21 protein-coding genes and 1 pseudogene are annotated in these 20,850 nt (G+C 67.2%); 6 read left to right on the forward strand and 16 right to left on the reverse strand.

Going from position 1 to position 20,850, the window contains the following annotated elements; genetic code table 11:
- Positions 1–72: 72 nt before the first annotated feature.
- The gene (locus tag FQS62_RS20005; protein ID WP_049446717.1) at positions 73–447 is read right to left on the reverse strand and encodes a hypothetical protein; all 375 of its coding nucleotides are present in this window, start codon (positions 445–447) and stop codon (positions 73–75) included.
- Entirely contained in the window at positions 444–1,412 is a 969-nt protein-coding gene (locus FQS62_RS20010; RefSeq protein WP_154349749.1) for a hypothetical protein, read from the reverse strand. The genes FQS62_RS20005 and FQS62_RS20010 overlap by 4 nt, the downstream gene beginning before the upstream one ends.
- 164 nt (positions 1,413–1,576) lie before the next feature.
- Here FQS62_RS20010 and prmA point away from each other — a divergent pair, with 164 nt between their 5' ends.
- From prmA to fis, 3 genes are all read left to right on the forward strand, one after another.
- On the forward strand, positions 1,577–2,497 hold the full coding sequence (gene prmA / locus FQS62_RS20015) for a 50S ribosomal protein L11 methyltransferase (protein ID WP_049446720.1): 921 nt from the start codon (positions 1,577–1,579) through the stop codon (positions 2,495–2,497).
- Between the two features lie 42 nt (positions 2,498–2,539).
- Positions 2,540–3,301 carry a DUF3426 domain-containing protein gene (locus tag FQS62_RS20020; RefSeq protein WP_099588831.1) on the forward strand — a complete coding sequence of 254 codons (762 nt, stop codon included), beginning with the start codon at positions 2,540–2,542 and terminating at the stop codon, positions 3,299–3,301.
- 114 nt (positions 3,302–3,415) lie between these two features.
- Positions 3,416–3,691 (forward strand): DNA-binding transcriptional regulator Fis, encoded by a 276-nt coding sequence (gene fis, locus FQS62_RS20025; RefSeq protein ID WP_005419706.1) that lies wholly within the window; start codon positions 3,416–3,418, stop codon positions 3,689–3,691.
- Positions 3,692–3,827: 136 nt separating this feature from the next.
- Here fis and FQS62_RS20030 read toward each other — a convergent pair whose 3' ends face one another.
- Genes FQS62_RS20030 through FQS62_RS20055 form a run of 6 tightly spaced genes read right to left on the reverse strand, consistent with a single transcriptional unit; the run spans position 3,828 to position 9,628 of the window.
- The gene (locus FQS62_RS20030) at positions 3,828–4,823 is read right to left on the reverse strand and encodes a phosphatidate cytidylyltransferase (protein WP_049446723.1); all 996 of its coding nucleotides are present in this window, start codon (positions 4,821–4,823) and stop codon (positions 3,828–3,830) included.
- Positions 4,820–5,449, reverse strand: a complete 630-nt coding sequence (locus FQS62_RS20035) for a lysophospholipid acyltransferase family protein (protein WP_014038692.1) — start codon at positions 5,447–5,449, stop codon at positions 4,820–4,822. The genes FQS62_RS20030 and FQS62_RS20035 overlap by 4 nt, the downstream gene beginning before the upstream one ends.
- 13 nt (positions 5,450–5,462) lie before the next feature.
- The gene (locus tag FQS62_RS20040; protein ID WP_208043460.1) at positions 5,463–5,900 is read right to left on the reverse strand and encodes a hypothetical protein; all 438 of its coding nucleotides are present in this window, start codon (positions 5,898–5,900) and stop codon (positions 5,463–5,465) included.
- Complete coding sequence (locus FQS62_RS20045; protein WP_208043459.1) at positions 5,897–7,225, reverse strand: phosphatase PAP2/dual specificity phosphatase family protein; 1,329 nt, start codon at positions 7,223–7,225, stop codon at positions 5,897–5,899. The genes FQS62_RS20040 and FQS62_RS20045 overlap by 4 nt, the downstream gene beginning before the upstream one ends.
- Positions 7,225–8,976 carry a bifunctional alpha/beta hydrolase/class I SAM-dependent methyltransferase gene (locus FQS62_RS20050; protein ID WP_099588829.1) on the reverse strand — a complete coding sequence of 584 codons (1,752 nt, stop codon included), beginning with the start codon at positions 8,974–8,976 and terminating at the stop codon, positions 7,225–7,227. Before FQS62_RS20050 ends, FQS62_RS20045 begins: the two co-directional genes overlap by 1 nt.
- A 34-nt stretch (positions 8,977–9,010) precedes the next feature.
- Positions 9,011–9,628, reverse strand: a complete 618-nt coding sequence (locus FQS62_RS20055; protein ID WP_010481057.1) for a CDP-alcohol phosphatidyltransferase family protein — start codon at positions 9,626–9,628, stop codon at positions 9,011–9,013.
- Positions 9,629–9,851: 223 nt separating this feature from the next.
- Here FQS62_RS20055 and purH point away from each other — a divergent pair, with 223 nt between their 5' ends.
- The 3 genes from purH to purD are packed head-to-tail and all read left to right on the forward strand — an operon-like array spanning position 9,852 to position 13,672.
- Positions 9,852–11,435 (forward strand): bifunctional phosphoribosylaminoimidazolecarboxamide formyltransferase/IMP cyclohydrolase, encoded by a 1,584-nt coding sequence (purH, locus tag FQS62_RS20060; RefSeq protein WP_107380621.1) that lies wholly within the window; start codon positions 9,852–9,854, stop codon positions 11,433–11,435.
- 16 nt (positions 11,436–11,451) lie between these two features.
- On the forward strand, positions 11,452–12,330 hold the full coding sequence (locus FQS62_RS20065) for a hypothetical protein (RefSeq protein ID WP_010481053.1): 879 nt from the start codon (positions 11,452–11,454) through the stop codon (positions 12,328–12,330).
- A gap of 58 nt (positions 12,331–12,388) precedes the next feature.
- Positions 12,389–13,672: a phosphoribosylamine--glycine ligase gene (gene purD / locus FQS62_RS20070; RefSeq protein ID WP_208043458.1), complete on the forward strand. Its 1,284-nt coding sequence runs from the start codon at positions 12,389–12,391 to the stop codon at positions 13,670–13,672.
- A gap of 76 nt (positions 13,673–13,748) precedes the next feature.
- On the opposite strand, the gene FQS62_RS20075 is transcribed toward purD, so the two are convergent.
- The 8 genes and pseudogenes from FQS62_RS20075 to rhlB form a co-directional block, all read right to left on the reverse strand.
- Positions 13,749–14,081 carry a type II toxin-antitoxin system RelB family anti-toxin transcriptional regulator gene (locus FQS62_RS20075; RefSeq protein ID WP_019338970.1) on the reverse strand — a complete coding sequence of 111 codons (333 nt, stop codon included), beginning with the start codon at positions 14,079–14,081 and terminating at the stop codon, positions 13,749–13,751.
- Positions 14,065–14,448 (reverse strand): type II toxin-antitoxin system RelE/ParE family toxin, encoded by a 384-nt coding sequence (locus FQS62_RS20080; protein WP_088479104.1) that lies wholly within the window; start codon positions 14,446–14,448, stop codon positions 14,065–14,067. The genes FQS62_RS20075 and FQS62_RS20080 overlap by 17 nt, the downstream gene beginning before the upstream one ends.
- A gap of 177 nt (positions 14,449–14,625) precedes the next feature.
- A complete protein-coding gene (rpoH, locus tag FQS62_RS20085) occupies positions 14,626–15,501 on the reverse strand; it encodes an RNA polymerase sigma factor RpoH (RefSeq protein WP_032129545.1) in 876 nt (291 codons plus the stop codon).
- Between the two features lie 278 nt (positions 15,502–15,779).
- Positions 15,780–16,493 (reverse strand): uracil-DNA glycosylase, encoded by a 714-nt coding sequence (gene ung / locus FQS62_RS20090; protein WP_080354849.1) that lies wholly within the window; start codon positions 16,491–16,493, stop codon positions 15,780–15,782.
- Entirely contained in the window at positions 16,490–17,332 is an 843-nt protein-coding gene (locus FQS62_RS20095) for a response regulator (protein ID WP_208043457.1), read from the reverse strand. Before FQS62_RS20095 ends, ung begins: the two co-directional genes overlap by 4 nt.
- Positions 17,333–17,335: 3 nt before the next feature.
- A pseudogene (gene ftsX / locus FQS62_RS20100) lies at positions 17,336–18,286 on the reverse strand (permease-like cell division protein FtsX); the annotation flags it as partial.
- A 3-nt stretch (positions 18,287–18,289) separates the two neighbouring features.
- Positions 18,290–18,976, reverse strand: a complete 687-nt coding sequence (gene ftsE / locus FQS62_RS20105; protein ID WP_005419728.1) for a cell division ATP-binding protein FtsE — start codon at positions 18,974–18,976, stop codon at positions 18,290–18,292.
- Between the two features lie 104 nt (positions 18,977–19,080).
- Positions 19,081–20,805, reverse strand: a complete 1,725-nt coding sequence (gene rhlB, locus FQS62_RS20110; protein WP_129550625.1) for an ATP-dependent RNA helicase RhlB — start codon at positions 20,803–20,805, stop codon at positions 19,081–19,083.
- Between the last annotated feature and the right edge of the window lie 45 nt (positions 20,806–20,850).

The raw sequence follows: 20,850 nt of genomic DNA on the forward strand, positions 1-20,850 counted from the left end.
CTATAGAGCCGAGCCTACGCTCGGCATGCCGGCAAGAGCAGCCGAGCATGGCTCGGCTCTACACATGCAGGTTCAGCGCGCGTCGGCCGCCGTCGCAGGAATCTGCGAGTTCGCCAGCGGACGGATACCGTTGGGTGAGCTCGGGTCGATGATCACCATGGTCTCCGTCGAGCCGTCGGGCCACACCACCTGGAAGGTGCTGCCGGCCGGCAACGAGGCGAACGGCATGCCACTCTGCGCGCGATAGACCGCGGCGACCTGGCTGGCACCCGCGCGGCGCACGTCTTCGTGCGTCTTCACCGTGGTCAGTTCCACTTTCGACAGATGCCGGTAACGATCTTCGTACGTGTCGATCATCAACAGCCCGACCGCGCCGGCCGAGTAAGCCACGAACAGCGCCACCCAGAACCAGAACTTGGCCCCATGCAGGAATCGACGGTAATTCATTGCCCGTCCCTCTTTCCAACCAATCGCTTGATCCACTGCTTCATTTTCCCCGCACCTTGCCGCGAAACCGCAGCGTCATACACAAAATCCCGGAAATCCTGCGTCCCATCCTGCGAACAGATCCCTCCATTCGCACAAAAACTGTTGACCAGCACACTGTCGGCCCCACACGGTAGACCGAGTTCGCAGGCCGCAAGCCGCCATGCCAGTTCACTGAGCTGTTCGCCGGCCACCAGGCCATTGAGTGCGCGGTCCCCTGCCGCACGCACGCCCATGCCCGGGGCGATCGCCATGAACGCTTCCGGGTCGCGTGAGGTGCGCACCCGCTCGACCAGGTCACGGCGATACTCGGGGCTGTCCTGCAATGGCTCGCCTTCGGCAAACAGCGATGCTTCCGCTGCCAGGTTGCCCTGCTCGGCCGCCTTGCGACGCTCCGCCAGCACCAGGGCGGACCCCAGCTTGTCGCCCGGCACGAATCCACCGCAGCGCTGCGCCACGCGCTCACGCGCCTGCACCATCGCCGGTGCGGCGGTCAGACCCAACCCCGCCAGCACGTTGTTGTCCAAACGGTAGCCGCCGGGGTCGATGGCGTACTGAGCGCAGTAGTCGTAAACCCGGCTGAGCATCCAGCGCGCCTCGTGGTTGCCGTCGTCGGCCTGCATGCGCAGGCGCTGCGCATAGGCGTAGAGATCGGTGGCATCCTCGATGTCGGCGCGCAGATCCAGCGGCAGGCCCGAGGGCAGCGCATTGCCGCGCTCGAATGCCGCCAGGCGACGCGCCAGCGCTTCCGGCATCACCGGCAGCGGCACCGCCGCATCCACCGCTGCCAGCGACGACACCGGCAGCTCGTCCGCCGTCGCCTGCGCCGACCCGGCATGGCCGCTGGCCCGATACCCGGCCACGCCCAGCACGGCCACCGCCGGCAGCACGAGCAACCAGGTTTTCAGGGTCGGAGCAAAGGCCATTGGCGGCAGTGAGCGTTCACGGCACACAGGAAAGCGCCAAGTTTAGCAAGGCCCGACAGGCCTGTCTGAACCACCTCCGTTCATCCAGGGGCAGCATCTCAGGCAATACGGAGACGCCCTGATGGTCTAGCATGGCCCCCTTTCCCGTGATTGCCCCCACCGCCATGCCGTTCCTGGAACTGACCCTGCGTTGCACCGAAGCCACCCAGCCCCGCTATGAAAACGCGCTGGAGGACGTCGGCGCACTGGCCGTCACCCTGCTCGATGCCGAGGCCGATACCAGCAACGAACAGGCCATCCTCGAGCCGGGCGTGGGCGAGACCCCGCTGTGGGACACCCTGGTGCTGAGCGCGCTGTTCCCCGCCGACAGCAACGCTCTGCTGCTGCTGGCCGCGCTGGAATCGTTCGACCCGGAGCTGGACTGGAGTGGTGGCAGCTTCCGTGCGGTCGAGGACGAAGACTGGGAACGCGCCTGGCTGGACCAGTTCCAGCCGATGGATTTCGGCAGCCGTACCTGGATCGTGCCGTGGAACCATGAACTGCCGGAAGCCGCCCAAGCCGCCGATGCGGCCGTGGTGCGACTGGACCCGGGCCTGGCCTTCGGCTCGGGTACCCACCCGACCACGGCCCTGTGCCTGCGCTGGCTGGACCAGCTTGCCGTGGACGGCCTGCTGCAGGGCCAGCGGGTGCTCGACTTCGGGTGCGGCTCGGGCATTCTCGCGCTGGCCGCACTGAAGCTGGGTGCCGCTGAAGCCATCGGCGTGGACAACGATCCGCAGGCCCTGGTCGCCACCGCCGACAATGCCGAGCGCAACGGCGAACAGGCGCGCATGCACGTGTACCTGCCGCAGGACGAACCGGTGGCAACCTACCCGATCGTGGTCGCCAACATCCTCGCTTCGGCGCTGGATGCATTGGCCGAACTGCTGGCCGCGCGCGTCGCCGCCGGCGGCCGCATCGCCCTGTCCGGCATCCTGCATGGCCAGGAAGGCGAACTGCTGCAGCGCTATGCCGCGTGGTTCGACGACCTGCAGGCCACCCAGGATGGCGACTGGATGCGCATCACCGGCGTACGCCGCGCCTGATCGTGGTTGAATGACCGCTGGATCCGAGCCCGCGCCCTGAGCATGTCCGAGCCGAACCCACCGCGCCGTCCCCTGGCGACCTTCCTGCGCACGACGCCGGAAGGTGAGGCCGCGCCTGCGACCGATACGCGCACGCAGGACGAAGCTGGGCCTGCAACGCAGGTGCCGGTCGCACCCGTCGAGCTGGCCCCTGCGCCAGCTGCGGAGATGCAACGCGACGATGACACGGTCATCGTTGATGACACTGCGGCCCTTGAACCGGCGCGGGTCGTACCCCCGGCAACGACGGGTACTGCCGATGCACCCAGTTTCCTCGGCAATGTGCGCCCGCGCGCCCTGCCGACGCCCCGCTGGCACTGGGCGCTGGTCGCCGCGCTGGCGCTGCTGCTGGTACTGCAGAGCGTGCTTGCCGACCGAGCGCGGCTGGCCGCCGACGCCGGCAACCGCGCATGGCTGGGCACGCTCTGTGGCGTGCTGCGCTGCAGCCTGCCCGCCTGGCATGAACCCACCGCCTTCACCATGACCAGTCGCGAGATCCGGCCACTGCCCGGGCAGGCCGGCGTGCTGCAGGTACAGGCCAGCATCCGCAACGACGCCCGCTGGGCACAAGCATGGCCGGACCTGCGCCTGTCGCTGTCCGATGCCGATGGCCGGGTGATCGGCAGCAGCGTGTTCACGCCTGCGCAGTACCTGGGCGAGAACCCCGGTGCGGCCCTGCTGGAACCGGGCCAGAGCGCACGCATCTCCTTCCGCGTACAGGAGCCTGCGGCGTCCACCGTCGCATTCACCTTCGACTTCCTTTGATCGCAAGTGGCCGCCCGGTCATGGCAGGCCGGGCACGCTCGCGCTAGACTGACCGCCACCACCTCGTCCGGCCGCGCGCTTCGCGCGCACGGGCCAACCGAATCGGGAACCCCCTTGAACGCTGTCCTTTCTCGTCCTGACAACAGTCGTGGCGCTCCCCGGCCACCGCTGCGTGAACACGTCGCCCAGTCCGTGCGCCGCTACCTGCGTGACCTTGATGGCTGCGACGCGGACGATGTCTACGAGATCGTGCTGCGCGAGATGGAGATCCCGCTGTTCGTGGAAGTGCTCAACCACTGCGAAGGCAACCAGAGCCGGGCCGCCGCGATGCTGGGCATCCACCGCGCCACCCTGCGCAAGAAGCTGAAGGAATACGGCATCAGCGCCTGAGCGCCGATGCCGCCTTTGTAGAGTCGAGCCATGCTCGACTGTCGTTTACGGATTGCCTGGCGCAGAAGCGGTCGAGCATGGCTCGACTCTACAGAAGCGGGTCACCACGCCACGCGTGGATGAAAGCCCGGCAGAATCAACCGCCCCCGCCCGCCTTCCAGTAATACCGCACCACGTGGAAGAACACCGGCGCGGCGAAGCACACCGAATCCAGCCGGTCGAGCATGCCGCCATGGCCCTCGATCATGTGGCCCCAGTCCTTGATGCCACGATCGCGCTTGATCGCCGACATCACCAGGCCACCCCAGAACCCCATCAGATTGATCAGCAGCGACAGGCCGAACGCCTGCAGCGGCGTGAACGGGGTGATCCACCACAGCGCCGCGCCCAGCGCGCTGGCACTCAGCACGCCGCCGACGAAGCCCTCCACCGTCTTCGACGGCGACAGCTTCGGCGCGATCAGGTGCTTGCCCAGCAGCTTGCCCCAGATGTACTGCAGCACGTCCGAGGACTGCACCACGATCACCAGGAAGGCGAACAGCAACACGTTGCGCGACGGGTCATGGCCCGGCACGTGCAGGTTCAGCAGCAGCGGTACATGCGAAATGCAGAACACGCAGATCATCAACCCCCACTGCACCTTCGCCGTGCGCTCCAGGTAGTGCGTGGTGTCGCCGCCGATGGTCGACAGGATCGGCAGGAACAGAAACGCATAGACCGGAATCAGCAGTGTGTACATGCCGTACCAGTCGATCCACACCAGGTAGTACTGCCAAGGCAGCACGATGTAGAACGCGGCCAGCAGCGCGTAGTAGTCACCTGAACGGGTCGGCGCCAGGGTGATGAACTCGCGCAGCGCGAACAGCGAGATGATCGCGAACAGCACGATCACCCCGGCACGGCCGAAGAACAGCGCCAGCCCGACCACGATCGCCATCACCCACCACGCGCGGATGCGCGAGACGAGGTTGGCGATCACCGCGCTGGGCCGCCCACGCTGGCGCCAGCGCAGGGTCTCAGCCACCAGTGTCGCCAGCACCAGCACCGCACCCACGCCAGCGAACAGCAGGCCGGTCTGCTGGCCGACGCTCTGCGTTGCCAGATCGCCAGATACATCCAACACGAAACTCATGCACGACCTCCATTCGGCGCCAGGTCCAGCAGCGCCTGCCGGCTGCGCGCCAGGAACGCGGCCTTGTCCTCGTCGGCCTGCAGCCGCAACGGCGTGCCGAAGGTGGCCGTGCACAGCAGGGGCAACGGCAGGAACCGGCCCTTGGGCATGACCCGCTTCAGGTTGTCGATCCACACCGGCACGAACTCCAGTTCCGGCCGTTGCCGCGCCAGGTGGTAGATGCCGCTCTTGAACGGCAGCAGCGGCTCATCGCCCACATTGCGCGTGCCTTCCGGAAACAGGATCAGCGAGCAGTCTTCGTCCACGGCATCGCGCAGTACCTGAAGCGGATCCTGCTGGCGATGCCCGGCCTCGCGCTCGACCAGCACACCGTTGAACACCGCATCGATCAGGTAGCGGCGCAGGCCATCGCGCTGCCAGTATTCGGCCGCGGCCACCGGGCGCACCTGCCGCCGCAGTGCCGGTGGCATCGACGACCAGATCAGCACGAAGTCGCCATGGCTGGCGTGGTTGCCGTAATACACGCGTCGCTCGCTGGACGGCGCACAGCCGATCCACAGCGCACGGGCGCCGGTCACCACATGGATCGCGCCACTGCAGGCGCGGGCAATCAGTTCGGCGAACATCGATCCCTCCGGTTCACGTCTGCGGCCACAACACGGCCAGCACCAGCAGTGCGAACTGCACCGCGGTCAGCAGGTACTGGCGCAGCAGCAGGCGGCGCATGCCGGCCCAGCGCGCGTCCCAGCCCCGCAGTTGCGCATCGGGCGACGCGCGGCGCAGGCCACTGTCCTGCAGCAGCTGATCGGTGCGGCGCGCGGCAGCATCGCCGTCCAGGCCCTCATCGCGCAGCAGCTGCAGCAGGCTGGCGTCCAGCGCCACCCTCCACCCGTGATAGGCCTGTGCGATGGCCGCGGCAACACTGAGCAGCAACAGGCCGGCAGCGATCATCGCCAGCCCCGGCTCGATGCCGAGCAGCAGCAACGCCACCAGCAACAGGCCCAGCGACAGCAGCGCCGGCCAACGCCCCTGCCGCAGCAGCAGCTGCATGGTTGCCAGATCGGGAACCGTCCTCATGCGCGCGCTCCTGCCGCAGCAGTGATGGCATGCAGATGCGCCGCGCCCAGCACGATGCCAGGTCGCGCAGCACGCACGATCGCCACCGCCGCATCGGCATCAGCCGCGCGACCACTGCGCAGCAGCCAGGTCGCCACGCTGGCAGCACTGCGCGAGTAGCCCAGCGCACAGCACACCAGCAACGGCCCCCGCGCACGCAGGCACTCGATGCCCTCAGCCGCCTCGCGCAGCTGTTCCGGAGCAGGCACCACCAGGTCCAGCATCGGCGCACTGGCATACGCTGCGCCCTGCGCGCGACAGGACAGCTCGGCGCAGGCATCGACCACCCCCACCAGGGGTGCCGCCAATGCCTCGGAGGGAATGCGCCCCAGCCACACGCCATCCATCACCGGCACCGGCTGCGGCGCACGCCGCGTCCACAGCCGCGAATTGATCCAGGCTGCACCCAGGTACGGCGCCAGCAGCCAGCGTGACGCCATGGTCAGGCGACCATCGGCGCGCTTCTGGAACACCGCCGTACCCAGCCCGGCATAGGCCAGCGCCACCAGCAGCAACGACACCACCGGCCACAGCAGCCACAACGCGGCGCCACGCAGAAACACCACCGGCACCAGCAATACAGCGCCCCCCAGCAGGTACAGCGCTGCCAATCGCCAACGTCTGGCATCACGCGCGGTGTGCCAGGCACGCAACGGTGGCGTGCCCTGCTCGGGCCACAGCCAGACGCACAGCCAGCCGGCCAGCAGGCCGGTCGGGATGTCGATGAAATGATGCTGGAACGTGGTCAGCACCGAAACGCCGATCAGCAGCGCCCACACATGCAGCACCCAGCGCCACACGCCGTGCAGGTACTGCGCGAACTTCACCCACAGCACGATCAGCAGCACGATGTGCAGCGACGGCGCCTGGTTGAACGGCTTGTCGAAGCCCAGCAGCACATCGAACAACCAGCCGAACACACCGCCGATTTCTGGCCGCTCGAAGCTGAAGCGCAGCGGCCACAACAGGAAGCAGGTCACCGCGATCAGCTGTGCACTGAACAGCCGCAGCGCGTGCCGGTCCAGTTCGAGGCGCCGACGGCACAGGAAGAACGAGATCGCGTAGAACAGGTCGATTGACCAGTACGGCACGATCGTCCACGGCACGAACGGGATGCGTGTCTCCCACGCGAACGCCATCACCGGCAACGCAGCGTGGCGACCGGCCATCCAGTTGGCGAAGCCATAGCTGGCGAAGAAGAACGGGCCCAGCAGGGCCAGCCACAGAAGGGCGCGCCGCCAGGGGCGCCCTTCCGCGGCCAGCGGGGTTGCAGCGAGTGTCGCCATCACGCGGTCCGGCGTGCCAGCGACACGGTGAAGATGCCGAAGTCGTCGATACGCTGCGCCACCTTCTCGAACCCGGCCAGGCGTACCAGCTCATCCATCTCCTGCTGGGTACGGCGACGCATCACCCACGCCGCGCCGCCACGGTGGCTGGTCAAGGCCCGCGCGATGAATTCCAGCTGCGGGTGCCAGGGCTGGCCGGTATAGGCCAGGTAGCCGCCCACCGGCACGGTCGCGGCGATGCCCTGCAGCGAACGCAGCACCGCATCGTTGTCGGGGAACAGTTCGTACAGGCCCGAAACCACCGCCAGCGTCGGCGCCGGGTCGACCTGCGCCAGCTGCACCGGGTCGAACGCATCGCCCTGCTCGAAGCGGGCGATGTCGGCCGCGCCCAGGCGCTCGATCAAGGCCTGCCCCTGGGTCACGTTCAGATCACTGAAATCACGCAGCAGGATGCGGTCGGCGCGCTGTTCGCCCTGGCCCAGCGCTTCCAGCACATAGCGGCCATGGCCAGCGGCCACGTCCAGCACGCGCACTGGCGTGCCCTCCCCGCGCAGTCGCTGGGCGGCATCGCGCAGCAGTTCCTGCAGGTGCTGGCCACGGATGCGGATGCCGCGCCAGCCGATCGCATCGAGATAGTTGCGGTCGACCATGCGGCCCAGCGGGCCCTTGCCACGCGCTTGGTCGCGATAGATGTAGTCGAGCGTGCTGCCCGAATCGAAACCGGTCTGCAGGCCCAGTGCGATGCCTTCGGACAACGTGCCGCCGACGCGCAGGCCGCCGCGCACCACGCGCCAGCGCAGGTCGGCCAGGCTGTTGCGTTCCGGTGGCCAGGCCAGGATCTCCGATTCCTCGAAGGTCGGACCATGCCGGTGTGCGTCACGACGCGACAACTCGCGCAGGGGTTCGGCGAAGCGCGCCTGGATGAAACTGCGGATGCGCGCCAGTGCCGGTGCGCGATCACGCTCGCCCAGCGTGTCGTGGAAGAAGCCCGGCAGGTGCACGCGCTCCTTGATCGGGCTGGACAGGCGCTCGTAGAAGCGGTCCTGCGGGCCACGATGCACGACGAAGTCCGAGCCGGACACCAACAGCTGCACCGGCACGCTGATCGCCTGCGCATCGGCGACGATGCGGTCGGCCGCTTCGTACAGGCCCAGCAGCACGCGCACCGAGATCGGGCGGGTGATCAGCGGATCGGTACGATAGCTTTCCACCCGTGCCGGGTCGTGGGTCAGCCACTGCGGCTTGACGTAGCTGTTGACGAAGAAATTGCCGCGCAGCTTCTGCATCAGCGCCAACCCAGCGCGTGCGAACGGCACGTACAGCTTCACCTTGAAGGCGGGCGAAGCCATCACCAGCGCACGCAGGCGCGGCGCGTAATCGTGCACCCAGGTCGCGGCGACCACCGCCCCCACGCTCTGCGCGATCACCACGATGTCTTCCACCGCGATACCGTGCTCGGCGCCGATGTGGGCAATGAAGCTGTCCAGGTCACGCACCAGCGCCGGGAAGCCCGGTGCATCGCCACGTGCGCCCGGCGAACGGCCATTGCCGCGCGCATCCCAGGCGAAGAAGGCGGTGTCGGGCAGGTCCAGCTCATCGACCAGGTGGGTGACCCGGCCGGAGTGCTCGTGGCCGCGGTGCAGCAGCACGATGGCCTTGGTGGCCGGGGTTGCGGTGGTGCCCGCCCAGTACCGGTAGAACAGTGGTACCTGGTCGAAGCTGTGGAATTCCCGTTCCTGCGCCTGACGCATGCAATCTCCTGATTGTCTTTTTGTATCTGCTTGATTAATTCGGCGAAACCGCCGCTTCCCGCAGTCCGCGACGGACGCGGTTGATCATCGTCAGCACGCACAACACTGCCATGGCTGCAGCCACGCCGCTGACCGTCAGTGCACCGCCCCAGCCGAAGGCCAGCAGCAAGCCCAGCGCACCGATCACGAAGGCGCGGTCGCTCTTGCCCATCGGGCCGTCATAGCGGCGGCTGGCACCGACCATCAGCCCCAGCACGCCGGCGTACTCGCTCAGCGCCGCCGTCCAGGCCAGCAGCCACAGCGCCTCCGGGCGCACGCCGGGTACGCTGAGCAGGCTCAGGTACAGCGCCGCATCGGCGATCACATCGCACAATTCGTTCAGATAGGCGCCCAGCCGCGATTGCTGGCCGAATTCGCGCGCCAGCATGCCGTCCACCGCGTTGAGCGCCATGCGCAGCAGCATCCACAACGGCAGCAGCAGGTACAGCAGAGGCTGGGCAGGCGCGCAGCACCACACGGCTGCGGCCACCAGCAGCGAGACCACGGCAGCAGCCACGGTCACCGTATTGGCAGTGATCCCCATGCGGAACAGACCGCGTACGGCTGGACGCAACAGGTCCTGGAAACGTCCCTTCAATGCATAGATCGACATGATCCGTACCCGCTGATCCTTGGCAGTGCGGGCACAGCCTACCCCATCGTTGGCAGATTCCGACAACCCGGCTCTGGTCCGCAGCCCAGACTCCGGATCGGGCCGGATCGGTGTGCCCGACCCGGCCTTACGCCGATTGCCACGGCAAATTACCCCTTCCAGCGCCCGCCACGGGCCCCCACCGCCTACAATATCGACCCCGCTCCGCTGCCGATTCTGTCCCATGACTGCTGATCTGTTGCCCGTCCGCCGGGCCCTCCTCTCCGTTTCCGACAAGACCGGTCTGGTCGAGCTGGCCACTGCGCTGGCGGCACGCGGCGTGGAGCTGCTGTCCACCGGCGGCACCGCCAAGGCGATCCGCGATGCGGGCCTGGCCGTGAAGGACGTGGCCGAGGTCACCGGTTTCCCGGAAATGATGGACGGCCGCGTCAAGACCCTGCACCCGATGGTGCACGGTGGCCTGCTGGGCCGTTCGGGCCTGGATGATGCGGTGATGGCCGAGCATGGCATCGGTGCCATCGACCTGCTGGTGCTGAACCTGTACCCGTTCGAGTCGGTCACCGCCAAGGCCGACTGCACCCTGGCCGACGCGGTCGAGAACATCGACATCGGCGGCCCGGCCATGCTGCGCTCGGCGGCCAAGAACTTCGCCCGCGTGGCGGTGGCCACCGATCCGTCGCAGTACGCCGAACTGCTGGCCTCGCTGGCGGCCAACGACGGCCAGCTGTCGGCCGCCACCCGCTTCGCGTTCTCGGTGGCCGCGTTCAACCGCGTCGCCCAGTACGACGCGGCGATCAGCAACTACCTGTCGGCGGTCACCGCCACCGACGCCGCCGTGCCGGCCCGTGCCGAGTACCCGGCGCAGATGAACTCCACCTTCGTGAAGGTGATGGACCTGCGCTACGGCGAGAACCCGCACCAGAGCGGCGCGTTCTACCGCGACCTGTACCCGGTGCCGGGCACCCTGGCCACGTTCCAGCAGCTGCAGGGCAAGGAACTGAGCTACAACAACCTGGCCGATGCCGATGCGGCGTGGGAGTGCGTGCGCCAGTTCGACGCGCCGGCCTGCGTCATCGTCAAGCACGCCAACCCGTGCGGCGTGGCCGTCGGTGCCGGCAACGGCGATGCCTACGAGCTGGCCTACGCCACCGACCCGACCAGCGCCTTCGGCGGCATCATCGCCTTCAACACGCCGCTGGACGCTGCCACCGCCAAGGTCATCCTGGACCGCCAGTTCGTGGAAGTGCTGATCGCCCCGGATTACGAGCCGGCCGCGCTGGAATACGCGCAGAAGAAGGCCAACGTGCGCGTGCTGCGCATCCCGCATGGTGATGGCCTGAACAACTTCGACAGCAAGCGCGTCGGCTCGGGCCTGTTGCTGCAGTCCTCGGACAACCGCGGCATGACCCGCGATGAGCTGAAGGTGGTCAGCAAGCTGGTGCCGACCGACAAGCAGTTCACCGACCTGCTGTTTGCCTGGAAGGTGGCCAAGTTCGTGAAGTCCAACGCGATCGTCTATGCGAAGGACAACCGCACCATCGGTGTCGGCGCCGGCCAGATGAGCCGCGTGTACTCGGCGCGCATCGCCGGCATCAAGGCCGCCGATGCAAACCTGGTGGTCGAGGGCTCGGTGATGGCCTCCGATGCGTTCTTCCCGTTCCGCGACGGCATCGATGCCGCTGCTGCCGCCGGCATCAAGGCGGTCATCCAGCCGGGCGGTTCGATGCGCGATGCCGAAGTGATCGCCGCCGCCGACGAACACGGCCTGGCCATGGTGTTCACCGGTGTTCGCCACTTCCGCCACTGATACTGGAGCGACACGGATGTCCGCAGTCTCACTGAAATCGCTGGCCTTGCTCGCCCTCGCGGGCGCGGCCGCGCTGGCCGGCTGCAAGCCTGCGGCCGCCCCGGTGCCTGCGTCGTCGCCGCAGGCCGCCACGTCGGCCCCTGCCGAGCCGACGGCGCACGTGAGCCGCACCGCGCGACTGCAGGCCTTCCTGGTCCAGCGCTACGGCAAGAACGCCAGGCTCTCCGGTGAATGGCACGGCAGCTGGAACGACGACGGCGAAACCCGCCCGATGGACTGGCACGTCTGCGCCGAGCAACCGGTGGTGAGCGGTGACAGCTGGCAGCAGTTGCTGGCGGTCTGCGGTGCTTTGTCCGAAGGCGCGCACATCGACGCAGGCATGATCGACTTCTTCGTGCTGCATCCGAAGGGCGAGGGCTTCGACGTGACCAGTGAACTGACTGGCGAACGCTTTGGCAGCGGCGGCCAGCCCGGCACCGCCAGCATCATCCGCGCAGGCAGCGACTTCTATGGTTTCCGCGTCGAGGACGGCTGGTTCGGGCAGGGCTTCTCGCTGCTCTCGCAGTCGCTGATCCTGCCAGGCCCGAACGGCCTGGTGTCCAGTGGCAGCGTGCGCAGCCATATCGACAATGACGCCCAGTACGAGTGCGACAACCTGGGCGCCAGCAGCGACCCGGAGACTGTCGAGGACTGCCGTACCCGTCGCTTCAGCATCGATTTCGCCCTGCGTTTCGACGACAGCGATCGCAGCGCGCGCATCTGGCCGCTGCTGATCGAGGAAACCGGCACCACCTGCGGTGGCAAGCAGGTCCGGCAGGAACACCGCTTTACCCTGGACCCGAAGACCTGGGCCTATTCCTTCCCCGAATCACTGCGACGCGAAGGCTGCGAGTGAGCCACGCGCGCCGCCGGGGATATCGATCTTCCCTTCCCACGCAATCTGGAATCTCGTGATGAACGTACTTGTCATCGGCTCTGGCGGCCGCGAACACGCCCTGGCATGGAAGCTGGCCCAGTCCTCCCGTGTCACCGAAGTGATCGTGGCGCCCGGCAACGCCGGCACCGCCAGCGAAGACAAGTGCCGCAACGTGGCGGTGAAAGTGACCGACATCGACGGCCTGCTGGCGCTGGCCCAGGCCGAAGGCGTGGCGCTGACCGTGGTCGGCCCGGAAGTACCGCTGGTGGCCGGCGTGGTCGACCGCTTCCGCGCCGCCGGCCTGCGCATCTTCGGGCCGACTGCCGCCGCCGCGCAGCTGGAAGGCAGCAAGGCCTACGCCAAGGACTTCCTGGCCCGCCACAACATCCCCACCGCGTTCTACGCCGTGCACACCGAGGTGGACGCGGCGCTGGCCTACATCCGCGACAAGGGCGCCCCGATCGTGGTCAAGGCCGATGGCCTGGCCGCCGGCAAGGGTGTGATCGTGGCGATGACCCTGGCCGAAGCCGAAGATGCCGTGCGTGACATGCTGTCGGGCAACGCGTTCGGCGATGCCGGTGCGCGCGTGGTGATCGAAGAGTTCCTCGATGGTGAGGAAGCCAGCTTCATTTCGATGGTGGACGGCGTGCATGCGCTCCCGATGGCCACCTCGCAGGACCACAAGCGCGTCGGCGACGGCGACACCGGCCCGAACACCGGTGGCATGGGCGCCTACTCGCCCGCGCCGGTAGTGACGCCGGAGGTGCATGCACGCGTGATGCGCGAGGTGGTGAACCCGACCGTGCAGGGCATGATCGCCGACGGTATCCCGTTCACTGGTTTCCTCTACGCGGGCCTGATGATCGACGCCAGCGGCGCGCCGAAGGTGATCGAATTCAACGTGCGCTTCGGCGACCCGGAAACCCAGCCGGTGATGTTGCGCCTGCAGTCGGATCTGGTTGAGCTGGTGGAAGCCGCCATCGATGGCCGCCTGGACCAGGTGCAGGCGCAGTGGGACGCACGCCCGTCGCTGGGCGTGGTGCTGGCCGCGAAGCCCTACCCGGAAGCGCCGATCACCGGTGACGTGATTTCCGGCCTGGACGACGTGCCGGCCAGTGCCAAGGTGTTCCATGCGGGGACTGCATTGGACGCGCAGGGCCAGGTGGTCAGCGCCGGCGGCCGCGTGCTGTGCGTGGCGGCGCTGGGTGACAGCGTGCGCGACGCGCAGGCCAACGCCTATGCCGGCGTGGCCAAGGTGACCTGGGCCAACGAATTCCACCGCAACGACATTGGTTGGCGCGCGATCGCACGCGAGGGGTGAGGCTCCCCCGCTCCCATGCATGGCGCGGATTGAATACCACGGTAAAGCAAAGGCCCGGCGTTGCCGGGCCTTTGCTTTACAGGACTGCTTCGAGACCCTTCCGATCAATCAGGTTAAGCAACTTCAGTGACGGTCCGCTGGGTTTCTTTTCGCCCTGCTCCCAGCTGCGTACGGTGGAAACGCTGGTATTGAGAACCCCCGCAAAGACCGGCTGACTGAGCTGCAGTGACGTACGCAGGGCACGGATCTGGGCACTGCTGTACTCAGGGACCGGCTCAAGGCAAAGTGCTTCGTAGCTGCTCAACCGACGTTTATCGATGAAGCCATGCGCGTGCAGACTCACAGCAGCATCATGCACCGCTTCAAGAAGCGCACTTTTCGCGCGCCGTCGCTCAGGGGTCTTCGTCATGGCCGATCTCCTGTAGATCCCCGTACTGCACGGCGCGATTCAGCTGCGCCGTACTCATTCTCAGGAACTCCGATGCGTACAACTGCAGCGCATCCCGTTCCGCATTCGTGATCGCAGCACGTTCATTCTTCTCGTAGCCGAAAAGGAAGAACCAATGCCCGCCTCGCTGTGTGGCGACGATGATTCGAACGCTCCCACGCTTTCCCCGCCCCGGTAACGCAACGCGCTTCTTGAAGATTCCGCCGCCAAGATCAGCATCCACCAGACCCGCTTCCATTTCACGTACCGACCGGTACAGCGCAGCTTCGGACAGGGTGGTCCTACGCATACTGCGATTGAAACTTCGTGTGCGGAAGACGCGTGGCATGATCATACCGTGCCACTGCGTGGTACGGCGTGAACATCAGCATCCAGCACATGACCCGGTCGGCACAATCACCGCTCTGGCGTCAGAGTAGAGCCACGCCATGCGTGGCTAAGCCCCACAAACGAAAAAGGCCCGGCACTGCTGCCGGGCCTTTCACAATTGCGACGCCACCCCGCCTTACGCGGTGAACAGCGCCTTCATCTTCTTCAGCGCGTTCGCTTCCACCTGGCGGATACGCTCGGCCGACACGCCGTACTCGTCGGCCAGCTCCTGCAGCGTCACCTTGCTGTCGGCATCCAGCCAGCGACGGCGGATGATGTCGCGCGAGCGGGCATCCAGCTCAGCCAAGCCTTCGCGCAGCAGCTGCATCTGGTTGTCTTCGCTGTCGGCACGTTCGTATGCCATCGACGGATCTTCGTCGTTGGCGACCAGGTACGCTGCCGGCGACGGCGGCGCATGCTCGTTGTCCTCATCGGTCGGCGCATCGAAACCGATATCGCGACCGGACAGGCGCGACTCCATTTCCATGACCTCGCGCTCGGACACGTTCAGGTCTTTGGCCACCGCGCTGACTTCCGCCGCGTTCATCCAGCCCAGGCGCGTCTTCGACTTGCGCAGGTTGAAGAACAGCTTGCGCTGCGCCTTGGTGGTGGCGACCTTCACGATGCGCCAATTCTTCAGGATGAACTCGTGCATCTCGGCGCGGATCCAGTGCACGGCGAAGGAGACCAGGCGCACGCCCATATCCGGGTCGAAGCGCTTGACCGCCTTCATCAGGCCGATGTTGCCTTCCTGGATCAGGTCACCCAAGGCAAGGCCGTAGCCGTTGTAGCCGCGGGCCACGTGCACCACGAAGCGCAGGTGCGAATGCACCAGCTCGCGGGCAGCGTCCAGATCGTTGCCGTCGCGGAAGCGACGGGCCAGGTCCTGTTCGTCATCGACCGACAGCACCGGGATCTGGTGCACGGCACCGATGTAGGCGTCCAGCGAACCGAGCGCACTGGGAATCGGGAGATTGTTTGCCACAAGGGCAGTAGAGGTGTTCTGGCTCATAGGCACCCATCTTAGCAGTCCGGGATTTGGACTGCTAAAGGAGGAAAAAGTTCCAGCATCCTATTGATGCAACACTGGTCCCAAACAGAGCCCTACCGTAGCGCGATTTGATGACAGTGGCGAGCACGCTTTTCGGGATTCACAATCCCTTGGAATTCAAGCAATTACCTGCCGAAAAGCGGCCGATTCCGGTCAAGCGGAGCTGAACGGGCCGTTCTGGGGACCCATTCAGGGTCAGCAACGTTGCCAGGTGTTCAGCCTGGGCCGGGCGCCCGTGCTCATAGCGCCGAACGCGGCGGCAGCGACCAGTCGATCGGGGCCTGGCCGCGACGCTGCAGGTACTCGTTGGCCATCGAGAAATGACGGCAGCCGAGGAAGCCACGATGGGCCGACAGCGGCGACGGGTGCGGCGACTTCAGCACGCGATGGCGACCGGTGTCGATGACCTTGCCCTTCTGCTGCGCATAGGCGCCCCAGAGCATGAAAACCAGTCCTTCGCGTTCGCGGTTGAGCACATCCACCACGTGGTCGGTGAAGCCTTCCCAGCCACGCCCCTGGTGCGCACCCGCCTTGCCCTCTTCCACCGTCAGCACGGCATTGAGCAGCAGCACGCCACGCTGCGCCCACGGGATCAGGCAGCCATGGTCCGGGCGCGGGATACCGAGATCGCTCTCGATCTCCTTGTAGATATTCAGCAGCGACGGCGGCACCGGCACGCCAGGCGGCACCGAGAAACTCAGGCCGTGCGCCTGGCCACGACCGTGGTACGGGTCCTGGCCGAGAATCACCACCTTCACCTGTTCGAACGGGGTAGCGTCGAACGCGGCGAAGATCTGCGGGCCAGGCGGGAACACCGCCGCACCGCTGGCCTTGCGCTGGCGCAGGAAGCTGGACAGCTCGCGCATCTGCGGCTGCAACAGGTAATCGCCTACATGTTGCTTCCAGCTCGGTTCCAGCTGGATCGTCGGGGTGTCGGCTGCTTCATCCATCATCGAATCAGGGGTCCATCGTTCAAGCGGGCCAGGCGCAGCTGGAACAGCACCTTGGTGACCAGCAGCCGTTCTTCGATCGGCTTGAGCACCAGGTCGTTGGCACCGGACTGCAGCAGCCCGGTCTGGTTGTGCGGGTTGCCATCGCCGGTCATCACCAGCACCGGCAGGCGGCGCTTGCCGTAACCGAAGTCCACGCGCACGCGCTGCACAACATCGCGGCCGCTCAGTTCACCCTTCAGGGTGACGTCGGTCAGCACCAGGTCGATGCGGTGGCGGCTGCGGCCCAGCGACTCGGCCGTGAGCAGGGTGAATGCTTCTTCGGCGCTGACCACGTGCAGCACGTTCAACTGCTGGCGCTCGAGCATGCGCTTGGTGGCCTCGGCGACCACGCGGCTGTCCTCGATATAGAGGATGGTCGCGCCGGGTATGGTCTGCGGCTGCACGTAGCCACGGATGAAGGTTGCCAGTGCCTCATGGCCCAGCGATTTGTCGAAATAATCGGTGACGTACTCGGTGAAGCGGCGCTGCTCCAGATGCTGCTGGGCATCGCCGGAAACCACGATCACCGGCACGTAGGCCTGGCCGGCCGCTTCGCGGACCATCCGCGCCAGAGCCAGGCCGTCACCATCGCGCAGGGTCAACGAGGTGGTCACCAGGTCCACCGGGCCCTGCGCCAGCGCCTGCTGCGCGTCCTCGATGCTGTCGCAGCCGATCACTTCCACGCCCGGCAGGTCACGCTGCAGGACGTCGGCGATCAGCTTGCGCACCAGCTTCGAGCCATCGACCACCATCACCCGCGTCGCGGGCCCTCCAAGGTGCTTCAACGCTTGCGGTTGCATGCCGGTCTCAGGTGTCGGTCGGGCGGTCTGGCGGAGGAAGTGGCCGGTCACCAGCCATGCGCCCAGCCAGCCCAGCAACAGCGTGCCGAGCAGAACCAGACCGCCATGCAGCAGGTCCAGGCCATGCAGCACGAACGGGCTGCCGTAGCTGCGCGAGAGTTCGGCCAGCGGCACGCGCAGCGCGGCACCGGCGGCGGCGATCAGGGCCAGCGCGACCGCACCGGCCCCCAGGCCGTACCAGGCGCCCAGGTACAGGAACGGGCGGCGGATGAAGCCATCGCTGGCGCCCAGCAGCTGCAGCACGCCGATTTCCTCGCGACGGGCCTGGATGTCCAGGCGCACCGTGTTGCCGACCACCAGCGCGGCGCCGACGCCGAGCAGTACCGACAGCACCTGCACCAGCCGCGCGCCGAACGCCAGCCAGGCATCCAGGCGCTGGCGCCACAGTGCGTCGTGCTGCACCAGGTCGGCCTCGGGCAGGCTTTCCAGCGCGCGCGCCAGCCGCGCGTCGTCCTTGCCCTGGCCAGGGGTGATCACCAGCAGCGACGGCAGCGGGTTGTCGTTGAGTGCATCAATCGCCTCGCCGAGCCCGGCATCGCGCAGTTCCTGCAGGCCCTGCTCCGGCGTGCGCACGTTCACCTCGGCCACGTCATCACGGTCGCGCAGCTGGCCGGCCAGGCGCAGCGCGCCGGGACCATCGACGTCGCCCTTCAGGAACACGTTGATGTCGCGCGACTGCTGCACGCTGCCGGCGAACTGCTTGAGGTTGTCCAGCGCGATCGACAGTCCCAGCGGCAGGGCCAGCGCCAGCGCCATGACCATCACCGTCAGCAGGGTCGCCCACGGCTTGCGGCAGGCGCGGCCCAGGCTGAACACCACGCTGTGCACGTGATGCTGGAACCAGACGCCCACGCGGGACGGGGCGGCGGCTTCGCTGTTTTCGTTCTTCGCCATCGATTACTCCGCCAGGTCCTGCGGCGAGATGTCATCCACCAGCCGGCCGTGGTCAAGGATCAGCACGCGCTTGCGCATGCGACGCAGCAGCGGCAGGTCGTGGCTGACCACCAGCACGCTGGTGCCGCGCGAGGGCAGCTCGGCGAACAGGGCCATGATCTCCGCCGCCAGGGTCGGGTCGAGGTTGCCGGTCGGCTCGTCGGCCACCAGCAGCTTGGGCTCACCGACGATGGCGCGGGCGATGCCGACGCGCTGCTGCTCGCCGGCCGACAGCTGCGAGGGCAGCGCCTTCTCGCGATGGCCCAGGCCCATCCGCTCCAGCACCGAACGCACCCGCTTGTTGATGTCGCCGCGGCGGGTGCCGCGCAGGATCAGGGGCAGCGCAACGTTCTCGGCAATCGAGCGATCCATCAGCAGGCGATGGTCCTGGTAGACCGCTCCCACCGCGCGTCGGTGCCGGGGCACGTCGCCGCCGCGCACCTTCAGCAGGTTGCGCTCGTCGAACACCACCGCGCCGCGGCTGGGCCGCTCGTCCAGGTGGATCAACTTGAGCAGGGTGCTTTTGCCCGCACCGGAATGGCCGGTGACGAACAGCATCTCGCCCGGCGCGACCTCGAAGCTGACATCGGTCAGCGCCTCGTGGCCACCGGCGTACTGTTTGCTGACATTGTCGAAGCGCAGGACACTCATGCCCCGATTATGCAGGACCGGCGCGACGTCGTGGAGACGGTGGGTGCCGACCGTTGGTCGGCACGCCCTTCAAGCCACCCGACCAACGGTCGGGTGCCACCGGCTTAGTTGCCCGACAGCATCCGGCGGATCTTGCGGCCGATGCGGGTCAGGAACGAATCGCCAGTATCGGCAGCCGTACGCACCGGCTTGGCCACCACCTGCACCGGGGTGACCGGGCTGGCGCCATTGCCGGCGGCGCTCTGCACGCCCTCGGCACCCTCGACCGGACGGCCATGGCGACGACGACGGCGCTTGCGCGGCTTGTGCTCGCCGTCCACCGCACCTTCCGGTGCGCCTTCGGCACGCGGCGGGCGCGGCGGACGCGGAGCCTGGGCGGTGGCACCTTCGGCGCCGGCGGCCGGGGCGGCAGCGCCCTGCTCGCCTTCCACGCGCGGCTTGCGCGGGCCACGCGAGCGGCGTTCGCCGCTGCGCTCACCGTCACGGCCACCACGGCCACCACCACCGCCGGAACGGCCACCACTACGGCCACCGCCCCGACGCTCTTCCTCGGCGGCACGGGCTTCGCGCGCTTCGCGGAAGATCTGGCCGACGCTTTCGTTGTCCTCGCCTTCCTCGCCTGCAGCCGGAGCCGGGCGTTCCGGGCGCGGCAGCGGGGTCAACAGTTCCTTGGTGACCGGCTCGGACGGAATCTTCTGCTCGATGTAGGCCTCGATGTCCGGCAGGCCCATGGCGTAGCGTTCGCAGGCGAAGCTGATCGCATCACCTTCTTCGCCCAGGCGCGCGGTGCGGCCGATGCGGTGCACGTAGTCTTCGGCGTCGAACGGCAGGTCGTAGTTGTAGACGTACTTGATGCCATCGATGTGCAGGCCGCGCGCGGCCACGTCGGTGGCCACCAGGATTTCCAGCTGGCCCTTCTGGAAGCGGTTGAGCAGGCTCTCGCGCTTCTTCTGCGGCACGTCGCCGGACAGCACGCCGACACGGTAGCCGGCCTTTTCCAGCGAACGGGCAACGCGTTCGACGAACACCTTGGTGTTGACGAAGACCATGGTGCGCGCGCCTTCGCTGCGCGACAGCAGGCCCAACAGCAACGGAATCTTCTCGTCGTCGGCCGGGAAATAGATGCGCTGGCGCACGCGCGCGGCGGTGATGGTCTCGGCTTCAACCACCAGCTTCTGCGGTTCGTTCATGTGCTCGTAGGCCAGCTCCAGCACGCGGTGGCTGAGGGTGGCACTGAACAGCAGGGTCTGGCGGGTGGTGCGCTCGGGCATGCGGCGCAGCAGGAAGCGGATGTCCTTGATGAAGCCCAGGTCGAACATGCGGTCGGCTTCGTCCAGCACGCAGATCTCGCAGGCGTGCAGCGATACCACCTTGTGCTGCTTCACGTAGTCGATCAGGCGGCCCGGGGTGGCGATGATCACGTCCACGCCCTGCTGCAGCAGTTCGCGCTGCTTGTCGTAATCCACGCCGCCGTAGACCAGCGCGAAACGCAGGCCCAGGTCGGAGCCGAACTTCACTGCATCCTTGTGGATCTGGATGGCCAGTTCGCGGGTCGGGGCGAGGATCAGCGCGCGCGGATCTTCCGGCTTGCGGTCAGCCAGGGCCGGACGCGTCAGCAGGCGGTTCACGACAGCGACCAGGAAGGCCAGGGTCTTGCCGGTGCCGGTCTGGGCCTGGCCGGCAACATCACCACCGGGCAGCGCGACCGGCAGGGTCAGCGCCTGGATCGGCGTGCAGCGGGTGAATCCGGCTCCTTCAAGGCCGGCCTGCAGGGCCGGATGCAGCTCGAAGGAGGAGAAGGTCAAATCGGTCAGCGGTTTGTCGCTCATGTGTCCGTCTTGGTATGGCCGCCGGCCCGTAGGGCGGCTGGCACT

The organism is Stenotrophomonas sp. SBJS02, assembly GCF_020428325.2.
GTDB lineage: Bacteria > Pseudomonadota > Gammaproteobacteria > Xanthomonadales > Xanthomonadaceae > Stenotrophomonas > Stenotrophomonas africana.